Raw genomic sequence first — 16,572 nt, 5'->3', positions numbered from 1 at the left:
ACTTTTTTTACATCCTATACATTATGATGATGCAGAAATTTATTGAAAATTATTTGTTGAGTTAGGGGAACTACACTCTCATCCATTGGATTTGAAACATTATGATCGTCTCTGTTTTTGGTTGAAGGAGAAGCACCAAAAAATTTTAACACGAAATAGCCACCTGCTAGCAATAGAAATCCTCCAATAAATAAACTAAGCATATCACTTCACCATTTTCCATTTATTACAATTATATCATTTGTTTGTAATAAATGTGTGATTTTCTACATTAATGAAATCATTTTTACTTCATTTTTTCTAAACCAGGCCTTTTATTTTCACAACTGTTTCTACCCGTCAAACACTTCATTTATTCTGACTTTAAATTTAGGTTTAAATCTTATTTCCATAATCATTAGAAAACGATCTTTATCTTGGTCTATACATAATCGAATCGCTTTACTTTCTTTACTATCATTTATGATTTCAATCTTAGTAACCGTTTCAAACCCATAATAAAAACTTCATCATCTTCTAAATCCGTTAAAAAAGGTGAATTACTTGCTAAACAACAAAACGTACGGCCTGCTTTTGATAAGCTTTGCTTTGTTGACTTCATCATTAGTCATCATGCTCTCTGTCTTATCATTAGCTGTTGAAAAACACGACCTCACATTATAAGCATTGGATCTACTGATAATTTAATACAGTGTGCCCGAGACGATGATTGTTAATAGTAAAAATCCTTTCTACAATAATGTGTATTTAACTCCATTTGTGCTGACATAATGAACATCTTAAATTAATGCTTTTATCGATTACATAAGTATTTTATACTTACGTTTGTACATTATAATAAAATTTTTTTATTTTTGTAAACGAACACCTAGGGGGAAACAAAGTTGAAATCACCACTTGTTGGTTACATCATTTTATTTTTTGGTGTATTTGCTTTATCTACTTCAGCCATCTTTGTAAAAGTAGCAGATGCACCTGCAGCAATTACGGCATTCTATCGGTTACTTTTTGCGACAGTAATGCTTTTACCATTTTTATTAGTTAATCAAAATAATCGAAAAGAATTACGTTTGCTGTCAAAAAAACAATGGGGACTCGGGTTATTGTCAGGCATATTTCTAGCAGCGCATTATGTATTGTGGTTTGAATCATTAAATTATACGTCTGTAGCAAGCTCCACGGTTATCGTTACATTACAACCACTTTTTTCAGTGGTTGGTGGCTATTTTCTATTTAAAGAGCGATTCAGTAAAGGAGCGATAATAGGCTGTCTAGTAGCGATTTCCGGAAGCATTGTCATTGGATGGCAAGATTTTCAGATTAGTGGTCAGGCATTATTTGGGGATATACTCGCTTTTATTGCGGCAGGCATCATAACAGCTTACTTCTTCATTGGCCAGCATGTTCGTAAAAGTCTATCTCTTATCCCATATTCAGTTATTAGTTATGGGAGCAGTACGGTACTTTTAGGTGTTTTTGTCTTCACTCAGCAAACACCCTTCTTCAATTATTCCGTACAAACATGGTGGTCCTTTATTGGATTAGCTTTTGTTGCAACAATTTTAGGGCAAACAATTTTCAATTGGTTGCTGAAATGGCTAAGTACTTCCATTATTTCAATGAGTATATTAGGAGAGACAATTGGAACTTGTATACTCGCTTATTTCATTTTAGGTGAGGTCATTTCTTTGCAACAAGGTATGGGGATTGCACTCATCTTAATCGGTCTAGCATTATTTTTAATACAGCAGAGAAATAACGAATAAATAACAGCGGTTGTTGTATCTTTTTCATCCCATTTAAAGTAAATCTCTACACCTTCTAGTGGTGGGTTACTAGTATAATGATCAACCAAATCTTTTTCACTTAGTTCAGAAGACAGCTTTTTATACGCAACCACGGTTGGTCGTCCGCCACTTCCCCAAGGCCCCCCTCCATAATAAACACCATAATTAAAATCTTGATCAATAACTTTTGTTTTAGGTGGGAGCGGAATGGCGTAAAATTCTTCAGCAAAATCTTTAGCTGCACGCTTGTCATGGTTAAAAAAATGTACCGTGGCCCAAGAGATTGTAATTACCAGAGCAGCGAGTAGTAAAAGCTTATATTTGTTGTTCAAGTAACAGTCCCCCTTATTAATGAAATCCACATAAAAAAACCCTTCCCCATGAGAAGAAAGGTTTCGATTTTTAATCTGCTTTCTTAATAGTTAACACTTCGGTTGCTGTAGGAACGAATCGAAACGGTGTACTAATTATTTTTACAGATAAATTCTCGTCGCTTAAAGTTTCTATTAGCTCATTTAAAAAAGGAAACCTCTCTCCTTTAAAGTTTACTAGAGGATAAATCCTTATTTCTCCACCCTTTTTAGTGACTCGAATTAGCTCATGAATGGCTTGCAAATGAAAGTTAAAATCAAATTGCTCTTCATATAAAAATAAAAAATGATTACATAAAACTAGAGAAAAAGTTTCATTGTTAAAGGGTAGATTCGGTAAGGCTCCACATACAAATCGTTTATTGACTTCTTTTTCTTGATAATGGGTTAGAAAAACATCAAAAGATTGTTTTCTAATCTGTATATGCTCCGCTAAGCTTCCATAAGATTCCCAAGAGAAGTTTGAACGACTTCTCTCTAGCTTATCACTTGCCTCTTGCATTTCCTTTTGACCTTTACACATCATGTCTTCAAATTCTAAGTTATACAGCGGATCAACAGCAAAAGCATCATAGCTCTGTTCGTTGGCGCTGGCACTAAAAGAAGAAGCACCCGCTGCAACATCTAGAATTGGCCCTTTTCTTAACAGATTATCATCTAACACAAACATTTTTTCGTACTCTTCGTAGGATCTGCACGTCATAGCAACTCCTACCTGTTCATAGAACGTTTCTTTACTCATCTCGTCTCATCTCTCCTCAGCTAATATAGCAAAATATTACAGTGTTAATTTTATCCTTTATCTTTAGTGTTTTCAAGATTAAAAGACTTCAAACCCATCTAGACACCAAACCGCAACCTCATCACCAGGCGCAGCTACCACAAGCCAGTCGCCGCTCATCCATTCTTCTTCAAGCTGCCAGCATTCATAATTAGGGTCGCGGCCGTTCACAAACAGCACTTTGTTGGATTCTAAGTGAATAATAAGATGTGGCGATTGATTCCCTAATTCAACTTTCACTACCTTTTCCCTACGCATGCTCCAAATATGCTGAAACTGTTCTTTCTCTGTTAAGTTAGGCACTTCCTCCTCGCACGATGGATAATCAGTTGGTTTGGGGTATAAAGTCCAGGCAGTTTCAATTGATAAAACAAAGTCACTGTCTTCTTTTCTCCTGTAGTTGCTAAAGTTTAGAATCGTTGTTCCACTGTCAGACCCAAACTTCACACCATCTACTTGGCTACCAATCAACAAATACTTTAGTACTTTTTCGGCTGAAAATTGCTCTTCTGTTTTCATAAAGAATACTCCTTTTATTGATTTAACCGTTGCCTTTTATAACGGCTGCGCACCGCTTCTGGAATTCTACTAAACACGTGATCAGGAATTCCAGGCATATCTTTGAGGTATCGTTTAGTAGCAGATATATCGTGTAAAAACTCCCAGTATGCGATGAAAAAGTGATGTTCCCGCTCATAAATAAATTCCATCCAGCCTTCTAATTGATGTTCATCTTGCTCATTAAATAAGTTAATACCTGAAAAGTTTTCCACTGTTCCGTCTAAGTACTCTTCGTCATGCCCTTCAATACAACTTTCCGACCTGTCAAACTTAAATTTCTCTCCATTAATACCATAAAATTTTAAATCTTCAAGGAGCTGCTGCTCAACTAGCTCCTTTAACTTTGGTCCTAAAATATCCGCATGTCCTAACTCTTTATAATTTGGCTTCATTGTCTCCTCCATTAGAAAATGCCCCTTTTGTTAGGGGCATTTCATTTATGCTTCTTTACTTTCATTTGTCCACCACTCGTTAACACCGCTTGCTTTTTCACCATGCAGCAAAACCGTTTCTCCGAGCTCTGGAATAAGTAAGTTCACGCCTTCTTCTTTTGCTTTTTGAATCGCTCGTTCTATTGGATCTGTCCAGCTGTGATACGCAAGTGTAAAGGCTCCCCAGTGAATGAGCATCATCGTTTCACCTTTTACATCAAGATGCGCTTGCACCGACTCTTCTGGTCTCATGTGAACCCACGACCAGCGCGCATCATACTGTCCGCCTTCCATCAGCGTTAAGGTAAACGGACCGTATTTATCTCCTACTTCTTTAAAATGAGCATCGTATCCACCGTCCCCGCTTGTATAAAAGCGCGTGTTTTCACCAAGGATAACCCAGCCACCCCAAAGTGTGGAATCACGGTTCAATACGCCTCTTCCAGAGAAATGCTTAGAAGGAGTAAAAGCTAGTGTTATACCTCTTAATTCTACCTCGTCCCACCAGTTCAGCTCAGTAATGTTGTGTGAAGAAACGCCCCATCTCATTAAGTGAGCGCCTACACCAAGCGGCACAAAAAAGTGGTTTACCTTGCACTTAAGCTTTTTAATCGACGAATAATCAAGGTGATCATAATGATCATGCGTGAATAAAACTGCATCAATCGGTGGCATTTCATCAATGATATGTAAAATATCTTGGCTGTAGCGCTTGCTCCCAATGAAGGATACAGGCGAAGCTGTAGGACCAAGCATTGGGTCAATAAGTAGTTTTTTATTGTCAATGCTTAGTAAAAATGCGGAATGTCCAAACCAAGTAAGACTATCTTCCCTACTTTTCACCTTTTCCCAGTCAATCTTGTTCATAGAAAGCTGGTTTCTTGGACTCCGTTCCTGCTCTTTGTTCATAGAATCTTTGATAAAAGACAGAATGTCAGCTGCGCTCATTTTCATGTTAGTAGGCACCATGTTTTTAAACTTGCCATTTTCATAATGAGGAAACCGTTCATAGGCTTCTTTTTGTAATTTGGTTGGGTTTGCCCCAAACGTTGGATGGACATTAATAAACAGCACAATACCAACGATTAATAAAATTAGAAATAATAATACGTACGCCATGGTTGTTTGCCTCCATTAGTAAACCAAATAGGTTGTGAACCTATTATAGATGGAATATTAATGAAGAAGCAATTTATCTTCCTTGTAACAAGAAGAAATTTACATATGGCTTTGTTTTTCAACAATATATTGCCTATGTTTCCAAATGAGTTTACAGTTAAACCAGTGAGGAGCCAACCGAATAAAACGAGCGGAATAACAAGCAACCACCTGATTTTACTCTAACACCAAAATATCCGTATTTTCAGGGGTGTAACCCAGCAGCCGTAGCATAATCACAATTTGTCCTTTATGATGAAATTCATGAGTGATGGAATGAATTAGTAGTTGGCGAGGTGTTTTCTTTACCCACTCGTATTCTAGCTGATTCATAAGGACCTCACCTCTTTAATTAATTGTATAATTTATCCTTAACTATACACTAATTGGAAATAATTAAAAAGGCCTATCGAGATAGCAATACATATATGTAAAATATAGAAAATATGTTATTATATAGTTATTATTTTCTTTGATAACATGTTGTATAGGAGATGTAAAGCACTATGATTTTTTTAATATTTGGGTTTCTTGCAATTATGGTCACTTTATTTTCAATAGAATCAAACCTGCGAAAAACAGTAAAACAAAATGATAGAATGATTGAATTGCTTGAAAAGCAGAATAGAGAATAAAAAAAGCCGCTAGTCGAAACTCGCGGCTAAAACTGCATATTAACATTTATAAAAACGGTATGGAGTCAAAATTTAATACAGACACTACCACAGCTAGTGCCAAGAGAATAATAGGAACAACCGCTTTTGAAAACGAATCTTTTGCACGAACTAAATGCGTATAGATTGCACCCAGCATCGTCACTCCCAATACAAACGCACCGATTGCGGAAAGACTTTCATACCAAACTCCCCACACGATGACAATAGCTCCAACTACTTCTACAAATCCTGTGAATTTTCGGAACCCACTCGAAAAGCCATACCGCTCAAACTCACTCACCATGTCCTGCGAGTAAAACTTCATGAAACCAAAGAATAAAAAACCAATTCCTAAAATAAACTGCAGTACCGTTGATAGCATAACCACTCACTCCTTCTCCATTTTAAGTCAAAGCCTAAAACTTTTTGAAAAGAGTTTTTCAGCGTAGTAAGCATCAGATCCTATAAAGTAAGAATAAAGACAGAAGCTACTTGTAAAAGTAAATCTTCTTAGTTGCATTATATGACTAAATTGTTAGAACAATGTGTATGAGGGCTTGGTCTTTTTAAATAGATTTTCTGCTATATAAGCTGACAACTAGATAAATTTTACTTTATGTTTTCTTTTATTGACTATAATCAAGTTTGTAAAAAACACACACACAGTTAACAGCTGAAACGATAATACTTCCTACCTTTTTCTTAGGGAATATTTTTTCTAACCAACTTACTGCCATTGGCGTATGTTCAGGTTGTGAGTTAACTCTTTCTAAAAAACATTCATATTCTTGGATTATTTCATCGGTTAAAAGTCTGTGTTTTTCGTTCTACTTCTATAGTTAAGCTTTGAGGTAACTAAAGCCTATTATTTCACTTGAAACATCGAGATAGTAGGCTTTCTTATACTTGGATTTCCTTAAGGTTGTAAATCCGCACTTTTCTGACGCTATCCCATCTTAAACATTTATAAAAAAGTAAAAACTTTCATTAATTATCAGGTAACTCTTTACGATCATCCGCCTCTGGTAGTTTTTCTATCCACCCTTTTTTAATCATAATTCTCCCAAAAGATGAGATCGTTTTCAAATCCCGAAAAATAGAAGCATCACAATGTCCAGCTACATCTATCCTCATACTTGTTACCATAGCTGCAGCATAATACGTGGCGGCTAAATTAAATAAAAATCCAGTATGAAACACCATTAATTTATCTGAAAAAGGAGCTACATCAGAATTTGTAATTTCATTGTCTAATAATTGGGGAGGTTTAAGGTTTTCATACTGAAGGATAGAAGAGAAAATATTTATATTTTTATTAACTGTACGTAAACAATTATCCATAAATTTATGAATGTCTTTATCTTTAATTACTTGTTTAAATCCAATGACGAGAGCCTTAGCCGCAATACTCTTTTTTAGATTAAAAAAAATGTTTCCCGCTTCCATTGAATTTAAAGGTCTTTTATCTCCGAATAAATCCATAACATATCCTATCTCTGTAACTGATTGACTCCTTTGAGATGTAGAAAAATAGGGAGATCGTTGATAAATACCTTTGGATAAAAGAATTTCAATCGACTTATTATAAATCCCCATAGCATCAATGTTGCATTGGAAATAGTGATCTCGTATATCTTTTCTGGTCGACACACTAAAAGATATACTATATCCAGCTAACCCGTGCATTGTCATCTCATGCATGTAGCCTAACCAAAAAACATCTGTAAACAGAGGAGGAGCATCTACATTTACATCTTTTTCAGTAAATCCTGGTGTGAAAATACGGACAGGATACCCTTTTTCAGTAGGCTCATTTGATAGAATAAACGTTGTTTCAGAGAAATTAATTTCCTTGGCAATTTTTTGCATCTCTTCTGTTGATAAATGTCCTGCCTCTTTAAAAACAGCCAGCTAGTTTCCCGTATACTTTCCTTGCGAAAATACGTCTACAATTGAAAATTTCATTATTCTACCTCCCATCTACTTGCTGAGAATAATGATAAGTCATACGGTGCTTTACCTGTAGTCAAAAGATCACTTATTACTTCACCAACAGCGCTGCTTAATTTAAATCCGTGCCCTGAAAACCCTGCTGCGAACACAACGTTTTTATACAATGGGTGCGTATCAATAATAAAGTTTTCATCTGGTGTCATCGTGTACATACACGTTTTGCCGAACTTCAGCTTTCCTACTTGCGGCATATAGCTACGAAGTAAGTTTTCCAGTTCTGCACGATCTCCATCGTTAAAAGGCGCCATCTCTTCATTTGGATTTTGGGCTTGCTGAATGCCATCATGACGGCCTAGTTTTAAACCCGCTCCGTCAATGCTTGGAAACCCATAGTACATCCCACTTTTTGTATCAAATGAAAACGCAGGGAATTTCCCTTCTCCGTAAAATTTTTCATCTGCTTCAAACCACGCAAAGGTCTTGCGGATAGGTGTTGCAGGAAGATTGAGTCCTAGCTTAGCTAACAGCTCTTTGGACCAGGCTCCGGCAGAAAGAACCAAACGTTTACCTTCATATACGTTGTCACCTGTATGCACCTTTACGCTATCTTCTGTTACTTTGATACCTTTCACAGGATGATTAGTTAACAGCTCAGCTCCGTATTTTAACGCAAACTCTTTGTAAGTGCGAATAGCATCTTCACATTTTAAAACGCCTGAGGTTGGTTCAAAACAGCCAATGAACGAATCCGGAACAGTGATTCCAGGAAATCGCGTATGTATTTCAACTGCGTTTAACACTTCAAGTGGTAGACTATATGTTTTTGCACTTGAAATGACGGTTTGAATAAACGATGAGGTCTCTTCTCCTACGCTCAGTACTCCCGTTTTTAAAAAGAACGATCGTCCACTTTCTTTTTCTAGCTCTTCCCACAGCTCTTTTGCTCGGAGTGCAAGCGGTACGTACTCTTCTCCTTCTCCGTATGCATAGCGAATAATGCGCGTCTCGCCGTGATGGCTTCCGCTCGCATGGGGTGGATCAAAGGCATCAATAAGTAAAACTCTTTGCCCTTTTTTTGCTAAAAAATAACCGGCTGCCATTCCCATTGAGCCGGCTCCAACTACAATTACGTCGTATTTCATAATAGCCTCCAAGTTTTCGAATGAATATTTTTACTATTTTAACATATTTGAAGGTTATTACGTATAATAAAACTGCTTGCCATGAAACAAGGCAAGCAGCGAAAAGTTACGCACTTAATTTTGAACAGAGGGTATCTTTGAAAATACAAACCTATCCAACAAATATACCGCAATAATTGAAATTCCAACAAGTGGCATGACGATCCCGAGTCCAAGCATGATAAAGAAAACAACTCTTGTCACTTTGGAGTCCTTTGACTTAGGTGGTGCTCCGGAACTTTCTTGAGGTTTTCGCTTACGCCACATAACATACGAACTAACAATTAAACCAATTAATCCAAGACACGTAATGAGGCCGAGAATTTGATTTGCTACGCCAAATAGCCTTCCTTCATGAAGCGCAACTCCCATTGTAATTCCTTTTCCCATAATACCGTAATCATCAAAGCGAACATCGCTTAAAATAGCACCTGAATATTGATCAACGTGAAGAGTTGCATTATCGCCGGGCTTAGTATGAGATGTTGAAATGGTATAAACACCTTTTTCACCTTGAGGCATTGAAATTGTATATGGCTTTTGAATTTTTTCAGCTTGTGCTATATCAGTCACTTTCTCAAGAGAAAGCGGCACGTAGCCAGGAACAGATGAATTGGGAACTGGAATGTTTTCTGCAGCCCACGGTATATCCTCTGCTACGTCTTTTGTTTTAACAATTGATTCAGGCTTTTCACCAAAGCTATGTGAAAATGGTGGGTAGCCCGTGTTTGAATACGTAGCAAGTCGATTAATTTGCTCTCCCATCACTCCTGACCAAGGAAGTCCTGTTAGAATTAAAATTAACATAAATAACGATAGCCAAAATGCAGGAACAGCGTGCATATCTCGCCAAAATATTCTTCCTTTTCGGTTAAACCTTGGCAAAACTGTTCCCCATATCGACGCTTTATTTCTTGGCCACCATATGTACAGACCCGTAATTAATAGAATAACAGCCCAGCAGGCAGCTAGCTCTACAAGTCGATTGGCAAGCGTTCCGCCAATGAGCAATTCACTATGAATCTTTTTGAAAATAGTCGTGAATTTCTCGTCATCTGAGAGAGTTCCAGCTACTTCTCCAGTGTACGGATTTATAAATGCTGAAGACATCTCTCCATTTGTCATAATCCCAATCTCAGCTGTACGAAGTGGATCATCATAATATTTTATTGAAGTAATAGCTGTTTCTGGATACGCTTTTTGGACCTCATCTATTTGTTTTGTTGAAGGTAGTATATCTCCTTTTTCTTCTACGTAATACAGGTCGTGATAAAGAACTGACTCAATTTGTGGCTTAAATAAATACACCGCACCGCTAAACGCTAATATGATTAAAAATGGTGCAAAAATAAGTCCTGCATAAAAATGCCACCTCCACACTGTTTGATAAATAGCGGCTGAGGTTTTCTTTTTGTGTACCTCTCTTTGTCTTTTTGGTTTTGGTGTTAATTTAACTGCTTCCACCCAATGCTCCCCCTAGTATCAGATCTATACAAATTAAGTAATGAACGCAATAAGTTAACGCTTACAATATTGATATCATTACTTATTCACCTTTAGTTATACTAAATAAATGTGTGGAAAAAATGAAACCTAAAAAAATTGTTGCTTTATTTCGAAAATATACAAAAAACGAATTGACAGACGTTATAGAGATTTATAAAATAAAAGAGAACTTACATATCGGGGCGTTAGTTCAGCGGGAGAATACTTCGCTGGCAGCGAAGGGGTCAGGGGTTCGAATCCCCTACGCTCCATAAGAAAAGAGAGGTCTTTCTATAGAAAGACCTCTCTTTTCTTATCATTTTTTTCTTAGTTGAAATAGATTAGATTGATGAATTGAAAGCAAAATAAGCACTCAGACTCGAATTTAGTCTAGTTCTCTCACTTCAAAAGGAAGCAATTCTCTTTCAAGCTGAGCTCGATGAGTTTCATACTGCTTAGGCAGCATTAACTTTTCTCCCATTGTTTCTTGTGACTCATCATGTGCAAAACCTGGTGGATCTGTGGCAATTTCAAATAGAATTTCTCCATGTTCTTTAAAGTAAATAGCATTAAAATAGTTTCGATCTCGTACAGCTGTGACTCCATATCCATTACTAGCTACGTGTTTTTGCCATTCTAACTGGTCCTCATCGTTTTCAGCACGCCATGCAATATGGTGAACGGTTCCAACACCCATTTGTCCACGACCGATTGGCGTTAGCTTTAAATCAATGATATTTCCGATATCAGCAGATGATTGAAAACGAATGAAATCTCCTTCCTCACCTACTTTTTCAAGACCCATAACATCCTCTAATAACTTGGCTGTTTCTTCAGGACGAGCAGATAATAATGTTGCTCCCCCAAAGCCTTTAATTGCTACTTCAGGTGTAACCTCACCAAATTGCCACGTGTTTTTTTCACCAGCTTCTCTTTCAACAATTTCTAAATGTAAACCATGGGGATCGTCAAATTCTAAATATTGTTCTCCGAATCGTTCCATCTTTGTTATCGGAATATTAAATTTTGATAATCTCTGCTCCCAAAAATCCATGGCGCCCTTTGGCACTACGTATGAAGTTACACCTACTTGACCATCACCTATTACTCCTTGGCGTGCTCCTGCCCACGGGAAAAAGGTAATAATTGTTCCTGGCTTTCCAGCTTCATCACCAAAGTAAAGATGATACGTACCCGGATCATCAAAATTGACTGTTTGTTTGACTAAGCGTAAACCTAATACACCAGCATAAAAATCAACATTTTCCTGTGGATGACCTACAATCGCTGTAATATGATGGATTCCTGTAGTTTTTTTTGTCATTCTTTATCTCTCCCTTATCATATTTTAATAATTATTTTAATTGTCCTTCATAAAGCAATGGAATATTCAATCTAATCAAATTTACCTAGGTACGCTATATAAAAGATATCCCTTTAACAAATTCAAATGATTGAACCAATAATATCTCGAATTCGAGATATTATACAAAAATTCATATGTTTAACTTCTAGAGTAACAAAGTATACGTATCTAACTACTTTTAATAAATTATTCTTTATTTCACCATTTTTCCTTTTAGAAGATAAGGGCGTCGATTGCGTAGTATCCTGGACCGATTATAGCAATACTAATAGCAACAACTAATAATGTAAGGTTATATTCATAACCATTTTGTGTTGCCCAGTAGCCGTTTGGACCGTGTACTTTAATAATAGCTATAAACATTGTTCCAGCAATCATAAGAGCCGCAAGAGGTGTAAGAAATCCTACAGCAAATAAAGCACCACCTACAAGTTCTGATAACCCAGCTATCAAGGCCATTCTAACACCTGGTTTCATTCCAATGGACTCAAACCACCCTCCTGTTCCTTTTAATCCATGACCACCAAACCATCCGAATAATTTCTGAGCTCCATGGGCCATAAATGACAATCCAATTACTAAACGAATTAATAATAAACCAATACTAATCATTTTTAATTCCTCCTATTTTTTTATCATTTTATTAACTTTGATGATTATAGTTAGCAATACTGTATTTTGCCTAAAATTCTAATGACAGCTTTTTTCTTCATCACCCAAAGCTATAAAGAAATCTTCAATAACTTTTTGATTTTAAATTTAGAAGCTTTCTGAAAGGTTAAAAACGGTTTCTGCTAAACTTTTATTCAATATCATCACTTTCTACTTCTAATTTTAATTGAATTTATCTTTAATTAAAATATCTTTAATTCGAGATAATTATAAAACGAATATCATTTCATTGTCAATATAAATTTTTATTTATGATGAGAATACCTTAATAAAGCTATGATTCACCACTTTTTATTGCTTATATTTCCTTCTATGCTCCCTGTTGTATAGTGCCAGAAAACGGACGTCACGAAATTCTTGAAATATGTAGAATAGAACAAGAACAGCTTTCCTTAATTAAAGGTGATATTGATCGTAAGTTATAGATAGACATCTAAAACTATTTCGTTTAAATGTCGCTGCTCATAAAGCTAAAGAAATAAACGTTTATTTTTTATGTAATTAATACTACATATCAATAGTTTGTTGAGTAATTGATAATCAAAGTGATTGGTAATTTTCAACAACAAATCATCTGTTTAAGTAATCTTTATGCTGGCAGCGTTGTACGTTGTACACTGTAAGCTTATAACATACTATGTATTTTTTATTAGTGCTTTTATAAAGTTTATTATGAGATATGACAAGAATATTTTATTAGATATACTTTTATCTATAGAAAAAGGAAGTTTTTGTCTTGATAAATAAAAACCTCTTGTTGACGAGTTTTTCTATTTTTACACTCCTTTTGTGTTTCTCTTCCTCTTGTCAATCAAAAACCGTCCGTAAACGACGTATATGACTTTAAAAGGTCGTTCGTAATTTATTTTTTAACTTAAACGAACGACGAAAATAATAAATTTCTTATATAAAAGAACTGTCCGTAAAAGTATACTTTCGCGGACAAAATATTTAGATCTATTACAAGATGTTAAAATATTTATTACCATTAACAAAATAAAAAGCTGCCTCGGAGCGTCAGGAGAGGCAGCTTTTTATAAAACTAGATATGAAATGTGTGTGTTAGTAAGTTAAATATAACATATTTTCTTCATGAAAGCGATTTATTATATAAAACAAGCATATGTATAAAAGCTGCATAATTCATGATCTTAACCCTTCTTTTTAAGGGATTCTTTTTGGTTTGGATTCCAGAAAGAATATTATGGTAACTAAAGATGTAATATATTACTTTTCTATACTGGTTACGTGCTTTTTCTTAAGTATAAATTAGCTCTTAAAATCATCTAATCTAGCGAAAAATTCCTGAAGAAAATCATAAAATAACTTTTCCGTTGGAAGTAGTGACCGTTCCTTTGGGGTAATAACCCCTACAGTCCTTGTTACATTTGGTTCAACCAATGGTATTTTAACTGTTGAGCGTGGCAAGCTATCGACTAGCGTGACTTCTGGCATGAGTGTTACACCTAAACCAGCAGAAACTAACCCTTTCAACGCATCGATATCATCCCCCTCAAAGGCAACATTTGGTGTGAAGCCAAGATTCTGACAAGCATTTACAACAATATCTCGAAAGACAAAACCCTCAGGTAATAAAACAAACGGTTCGTCTATTAGTTCTTGAAGTTTTACGGAGGATTCTTTTGCAAGGCGGTGGTGAATTGGCAAAAGAACCACAATATTTTCCGTAAATAAAACTTTTTGTTCAAGTTTTTTTTCTTTGAGAGGAAGTGGACCTATCAGACCAAGATTAAAATCTCCTTTAATCACACCTTCAATTAATTCCTGGTAAAGCGCTTGTTTCAACTGAAATTTTGCTTCCGGATAGCGCAATCTAAATGCATAGATTACAGTTGGTAATGTATACGCTGCTAAACTTATCGGAAAAGTAATGCGTATTGTTCCTTTTTCAGGATCTAAATATTCCTTAACCTCACGTCTCGCATCGTCTATCACATTCATGGCATGTTTCATTCGTTCAAAAAATATTTTTCCAATTGGCGTTAAATGTACCCTCCTTCCTTCTCTGATAAACAAATCAACTTCTAATTCATTTTCTAAATTTACTATTTGTCGACTTACCGAGGATTGTGCTACATGTAAAGAGTGGGCGGCTTCAGTTACGTGTTCGCGTGTAGCCACCTCCATGAAATAACGGATTTGTCTAAAGTCCATTTTATATCCTCCTTATTAGTTAATGCATAAAAAGCATTGATATTATCGTTTCTTTATATTGATTCGATCATTATTTCAATTATAAAATATTTTATACTAACAACTCTAAAAAATTACGAAAAATTTTTTAAATTTTCATTATAAATTAATAAATAGGAGACGGATAAGTATGATAACAATTGAAAAAAATCAATCGACGTATACAGAAAGCGTACAAAATTATGTTAATCAAGTATTTGAAACAGTTAAAAAACGAAATCCAAATGAAAGTGAGTTTCATCAGGCGGTCAAAGAAGTATTCGATTCTTTAATACCTGTTCTCGTTAAAAATCCTCAGTATATTAACCAAGCTATTTTGGAGAGAATCGTTGAACCTGAGAGAGTCATCACTTTTCGTGTACCGTGGGTCGATGATCACGGAAATGTTAGAGTAAATCGAGGGTTTCGCGTCCAATATAGCAGCGCACTTGGTCCATATAAGGGTGGGTTAAGATTTCATCCATCCGTCAACGCAAGTATTATTAAATTTTTAGGATTTGAGCAAATTTTTAAAAACTCTTTAACTGGTCAACCAATTGGTGGCGGTAAAGGAGGTGCTGATTTTGATCCTAAAGGAAAATCAGATGGAGAAATAATGCGTTTTTGTCAAAGCTTTATGCTAGAACTTAGCAAATATATCGGACCTGATACGGATGTTCCTGCAGGTGACATTGGTGTAGGAAGTAAAGAAATTGGCTTTTTGTTTGGGCAATATAAAAAAATGCGTAGCACCTTTGAAGCAGGCGTTCTAACAGGAAAAGGCCTTAGTTATGGTGGAAGTTTAGCTCGTAAAGAAGCCACTGGATACGGAACAGTTTACTTTGTTGAAGAAATGTTAAAAGATAAGAATCTTAGCTTTGAAGGCAGTACAGTTGTTGTGTCGGGGTCAGGAAATGTCTCAATCTATGCAATTGAAAAAGCGATGCAGCTAGGGGCTAAAGTGGTTGCTTGCAGCGATTCGAATGGTTATATCTATGACAAAAATGGTCTTAACTTAGAGACAATTAAACGCATTAAGGAAATAGAAAAGAAACGTATAAGTACTTATGTAGCTGATCATCCTGAAGCGATTTATGTGGAAAGTTCTAATGGAATTTGGACAGTACCATGTGATATTGCTTTACCATGTGCTACTCAAAATGAAATCGATCAAAACTCTGCAGAATTATTACTTTCCAATGGAGTAAAAGCAATTGGTGAAGGTGCAAATATGCCATCTACATTAGAAGCTGTCGAGATTTTCTTAGAGAACAATATTTTATTTGCCCCTGCTAAAGCGGCAAATGCTGGTGGTGTTTCTGTATCAGCATTAGAAATGGCTCAAAATAGCACTAGGCTTTCTTGGACTTTTGAAGAAGTCGATAGCAAATTACATGCGATTATGAAAAGCATATACCAAAATAGCAAGAAAGCTGCTCAAGAATACAACGCTCCTGGTAATCTTGTCGTAGGTGCAAACATTGCCGGGTTTATAAAAGTTGCTGATGCTATGATTGAGCAAGGTGTTATTTGATACTTCATTAGGAGAATATACTAGTATGGATATCTTGAATTTAAAGGCTGTTAATAATGGGTGACTTACAGCTAGTTTCTACAATTATGATTGCTAGTTTAATTGTACTCTCATGTGCACTCAGTAGAAAAAAACCTACTATTAAGTATATAACGCCTTTAAGTATAGGAGTGATTAGTGTGGATGGTGTTATCGTCAATTTCCTTATTGGAGGATGGGTATGAGAGCAGGGACAATTAGCTTTACTGCTTTTACTTCATCACTTATCTCCCTACTAACTGTATCTATAACTGAATCTGTAAAAAGAAAATTCAGTAAATATTATCGTTAACAAAATAAAAAGCCACCCAGTATTTGCAGGACAGGTGGCTTTTTACTATAAAATGCATGTGCAGACATATAATAACAGATTTTTGCTGAAAATACTATATTTTCTCATGCGA

Annotated in this window: 17 protein-coding genes, 1 tRNA gene and 1 pseudogene; 4 read left to right on the top strand and 15 right to left on the bottom strand. The window is 35.7% G+C overall.

Annotation, left to right across the window (positions count from 1 at the left end):
* Positions 1-460: 460 nt before the first annotated feature.
* Positions 461-604, bottom strand: coding sequence for a hypothetical protein (locus BFL01S_RS20300; RefSeq protein WP_156474900.1), 144 nt, complete (start codon positions 602-604; stop codon positions 461-463).
* Between the two features lie 280 nt (positions 605-884).
* Here BFL01S_RS20300 and BFL01S_RS05910 point away from each other — a divergent pair, with 280 nt between their 5' ends.
* Complete coding sequence (locus BFL01S_RS05910) at positions 885-1,766, top strand: DMT family transporter (RefSeq protein WP_061785138.1); 882 nt, start codon at positions 885-887, stop codon at positions 1,764-1,766.
* Here the strand turns inward: BFL01S_RS05910 and BFL01S_RS05905 are convergent.
* The 11 genes and pseudogenes from BFL01S_RS05905 to BFL01S_RS05865 form a co-directional block, all read right to left on the bottom strand.
* Positions 1,661-2,119, bottom strand: a complete 459-nt coding sequence (locus BFL01S_RS05905) for a hypothetical protein (protein WP_061785137.1) — start codon at positions 2,117-2,119, stop codon at positions 1,661-1,663. The genes BFL01S_RS05910 and BFL01S_RS05905 overlap by 106 nt on opposite strands.
* Positions 2,120-2,189: 70 nt before the next feature.
* Entirely contained in the window at positions 2,190-2,900 is a 711-nt protein-coding gene (locus tag BFL01S_RS05900) for a class I SAM-dependent methyltransferase (protein WP_025910982.1), read from the bottom strand.
* A gap of 78 nt (positions 2,901-2,978) precedes the next feature.
* A complete protein-coding gene (locus tag BFL01S_RS05895; protein WP_061785136.1) occupies positions 2,979-3,458 on the bottom strand; it encodes a hypothetical protein in 480 nt (159 codons plus the stop codon).
* Positions 3,459-3,472: 14 nt separating this feature from the next.
* Complete coding sequence (locus BFL01S_RS05890) at positions 3,473-3,892, bottom strand: hypothetical protein (RefSeq protein ID WP_139109240.1); 420 nt, start codon at positions 3,890-3,892, stop codon at positions 3,473-3,475.
* A gap of 45 nt (positions 3,893-3,937) precedes the next feature.
* Entirely contained in the window at positions 3,938-5,050 is a 1,113-nt protein-coding gene (locus BFL01S_RS05885; protein WP_061785134.1) for an MBL fold metallo-hydrolase, read from the bottom strand.
* Positions 5,051-5,266: 216 nt separating this feature from the next.
* Positions 5,267-5,410, bottom strand: a pseudogene (locus tag BFL01S_RS19900) (DinB family protein); the annotation flags it as partial.
* A 360-nt stretch (positions 5,411-5,770) separates the two neighbouring features.
* Positions 5,771-6,127: a DoxX family protein gene (locus BFL01S_RS05880; RefSeq protein ID WP_061785133.1), complete on the bottom strand. Its 357-nt coding sequence runs from the start codon at positions 6,125-6,127 to the stop codon at positions 5,771-5,773.
* A 244-nt stretch (positions 6,128-6,371) separates the two neighbouring features.
* On the bottom strand, positions 6,372-6,539 hold the full coding sequence (locus tag BFL01S_RS21505) for a hypothetical protein (RefSeq protein WP_501193725.1): 168 nt from the start codon (positions 6,537-6,539) through the stop codon (positions 6,372-6,374).
* A gap of 193 nt (positions 6,540-6,732) precedes the next feature.
* Complete coding sequence (locus BFL01S_RS05875; protein WP_268873883.1) at positions 6,733-7,656, bottom strand: DUF3231 family protein; 924 nt, start codon at positions 7,654-7,656, stop codon at positions 6,733-6,735.
* A gap of 53 nt (positions 7,657-7,709) precedes the next feature.
* Positions 7,710-8,852 (bottom strand): N-methyl-L-tryptophan oxidase, encoded by a 1,143-nt coding sequence (gene solA / locus BFL01S_RS05870; protein ID WP_268873882.1) that lies wholly within the window; start codon positions 8,850-8,852, stop codon positions 7,710-7,712.
* A 102-nt stretch (positions 8,853-8,954) separates the two neighbouring features.
* A complete protein-coding gene (locus tag BFL01S_RS05865; RefSeq protein WP_082802697.1) occupies positions 8,955-10,343 on the bottom strand; it encodes a PepSY-associated TM helix domain-containing protein in 1,389 nt (462 codons plus the stop codon).
* A 221-nt stretch (positions 10,344-10,564) separates the two neighbouring features.
* Here BFL01S_RS05865 and BFL01S_RS05860 point away from each other — a divergent pair.
* Positions 10,565-10,636 (top strand) — tRNA-Ala (locus BFL01S_RS05860).
* A 113-nt stretch (positions 10,637-10,749) separates the two neighbouring features.
* On the opposite strand, the gene BFL01S_RS05855 is transcribed toward BFL01S_RS05860, so the two are convergent.
* The 3 genes from BFL01S_RS05855 to gltC all read right to left on the bottom strand — a co-directional run bounded on the left by BFL01S_RS05855 (position 10,750) and on the right by gltC (position 14,577).
* Positions 10,750-11,688, bottom strand: coding sequence for a ring-cleaving dioxygenase (locus tag BFL01S_RS05855; protein ID WP_025911258.1), 939 nt, complete (start codon positions 11,686-11,688; stop codon positions 10,750-10,752).
* Between the two features lie 255 nt (positions 11,689-11,943).
* Positions 11,944-12,342: a DoxX family protein gene (locus BFL01S_RS05850; RefSeq protein ID WP_061785131.1), complete on the bottom strand. Its 399-nt coding sequence runs from the start codon at positions 12,340-12,342 to the stop codon at positions 11,944-11,946.
* A 1,329-nt stretch (positions 12,343-13,671) separates the two neighbouring features.
* Positions 13,672-14,577, bottom strand: coding sequence for a glutamate biosynthesis transcriptional regulator GltC (gene gltC / locus BFL01S_RS05845; RefSeq protein ID WP_061785130.1), 906 nt, complete (start codon positions 14,575-14,577; stop codon positions 13,672-13,674).
* A 169-nt stretch (positions 14,578-14,746) separates the two neighbouring features.
* On the opposite strand from gltC, the gene gdhA reads away from it, so the two are divergent.
* Both gdhA and BFL01S_RS21500 read left to right on the top strand, forming a co-directional pair.
* Positions 14,747-16,129, top strand: coding sequence for an NADP-specific glutamate dehydrogenase (gene gdhA, locus BFL01S_RS05840; protein ID WP_025911263.1), 1,383 nt, complete (start codon positions 14,747-14,749; stop codon positions 16,127-16,129).
* Between the two features lie 56 nt (positions 16,130-16,185).
* Entirely contained in the window at positions 16,186-16,353 is a 168-nt protein-coding gene (locus BFL01S_RS21500) for a YesK family protein (RefSeq protein WP_501193724.1), read from the top strand.
* The last annotated feature ends 219 nt before the right edge of the window (positions 16,354-16,572 follow it).

This window comes from Priestia flexa NBRC 15715, assembly GCF_001591565.1.
Lineage (GTDB): Bacteria > Bacillota > Bacilli > Bacillales > Bacillaceae_H > Priestia > Priestia flexa.
This window is presented reverse-complemented; position numbering and strand designations above follow the sequence as displayed.

Bases quoted from the DNA above. Each gene is read 5' to 3' on its own strand.
- BFL01S_RS05855 (WP_025911258.1), bottom strand. From the start codon at position 11,688: ATGACAAAAAAAACTACAGGAATCCATCATATTACAGCGATTGTAGGT.
- BFL01S_RS05900 (WP_025910982.1), bottom strand. From the start codon at position 2,900: ATGAGTAAAGAAACGTTCTATGAACAGGTAGGAGTTGCTATGACGTGC.
- gdhA (WP_025911263.1), top strand. From the start codon at position 14,747: ATGATAACAATTGAAAAAAATCAATCGACGTATACAGAAAGCGTACAA.
- BFL01S_RS05895 (WP_061785136.1), bottom strand. From the start codon at position 3,458: ATGAAAACAGAAGAGCAATTTTCAGCCGAAAAAGTACTAAAGTATTTG.
- BFL01S_RS05880 (WP_061785133.1), bottom strand. From the start codon at position 6,127: ATGCTATCAACGGTACTGCAGTTTATTTTAGGAATTGGTTTTTTATTC.
- BFL01S_RS20300 (WP_156474900.1), bottom strand. From the start codon at position 604: ATGATGAAGTCAACAAAGCAAAGCTTATCAAAAGCAGGCCGTACGTTT.
- BFL01S_RS21500 (WP_501193724.1), top strand. From the start codon at position 16,186: ATGGGTGACTTACAGCTAGTTTCTACAATTATGATTGCTAGTTTAATT.
- BFL01S_RS05885 (WP_061785134.1), bottom strand. From the start codon at position 5,050: ATGGCGTACGTATTATTATTTCTAATTTTATTAATCGTTGGTATTGTG.
- gltC (WP_061785130.1), bottom strand. From the start codon at position 14,577: ATGGACTTTAGACAAATCCGTTATTTCATGGAGGTGGCTACACGCGAA.
- BFL01S_RS05890 (WP_139109240.1), bottom strand. From the start codon at position 3,892: ATGAAGCCAAATTATAAAGAGTTAGGACATGCGGATATTTTAGGACCA.
- BFL01S_RS05850 (WP_061785131.1), bottom strand. From the start codon at position 12,342: ATGATTAGTATTGGTTTATTATTAATTCGTTTAGTAATTGGATTGTCA.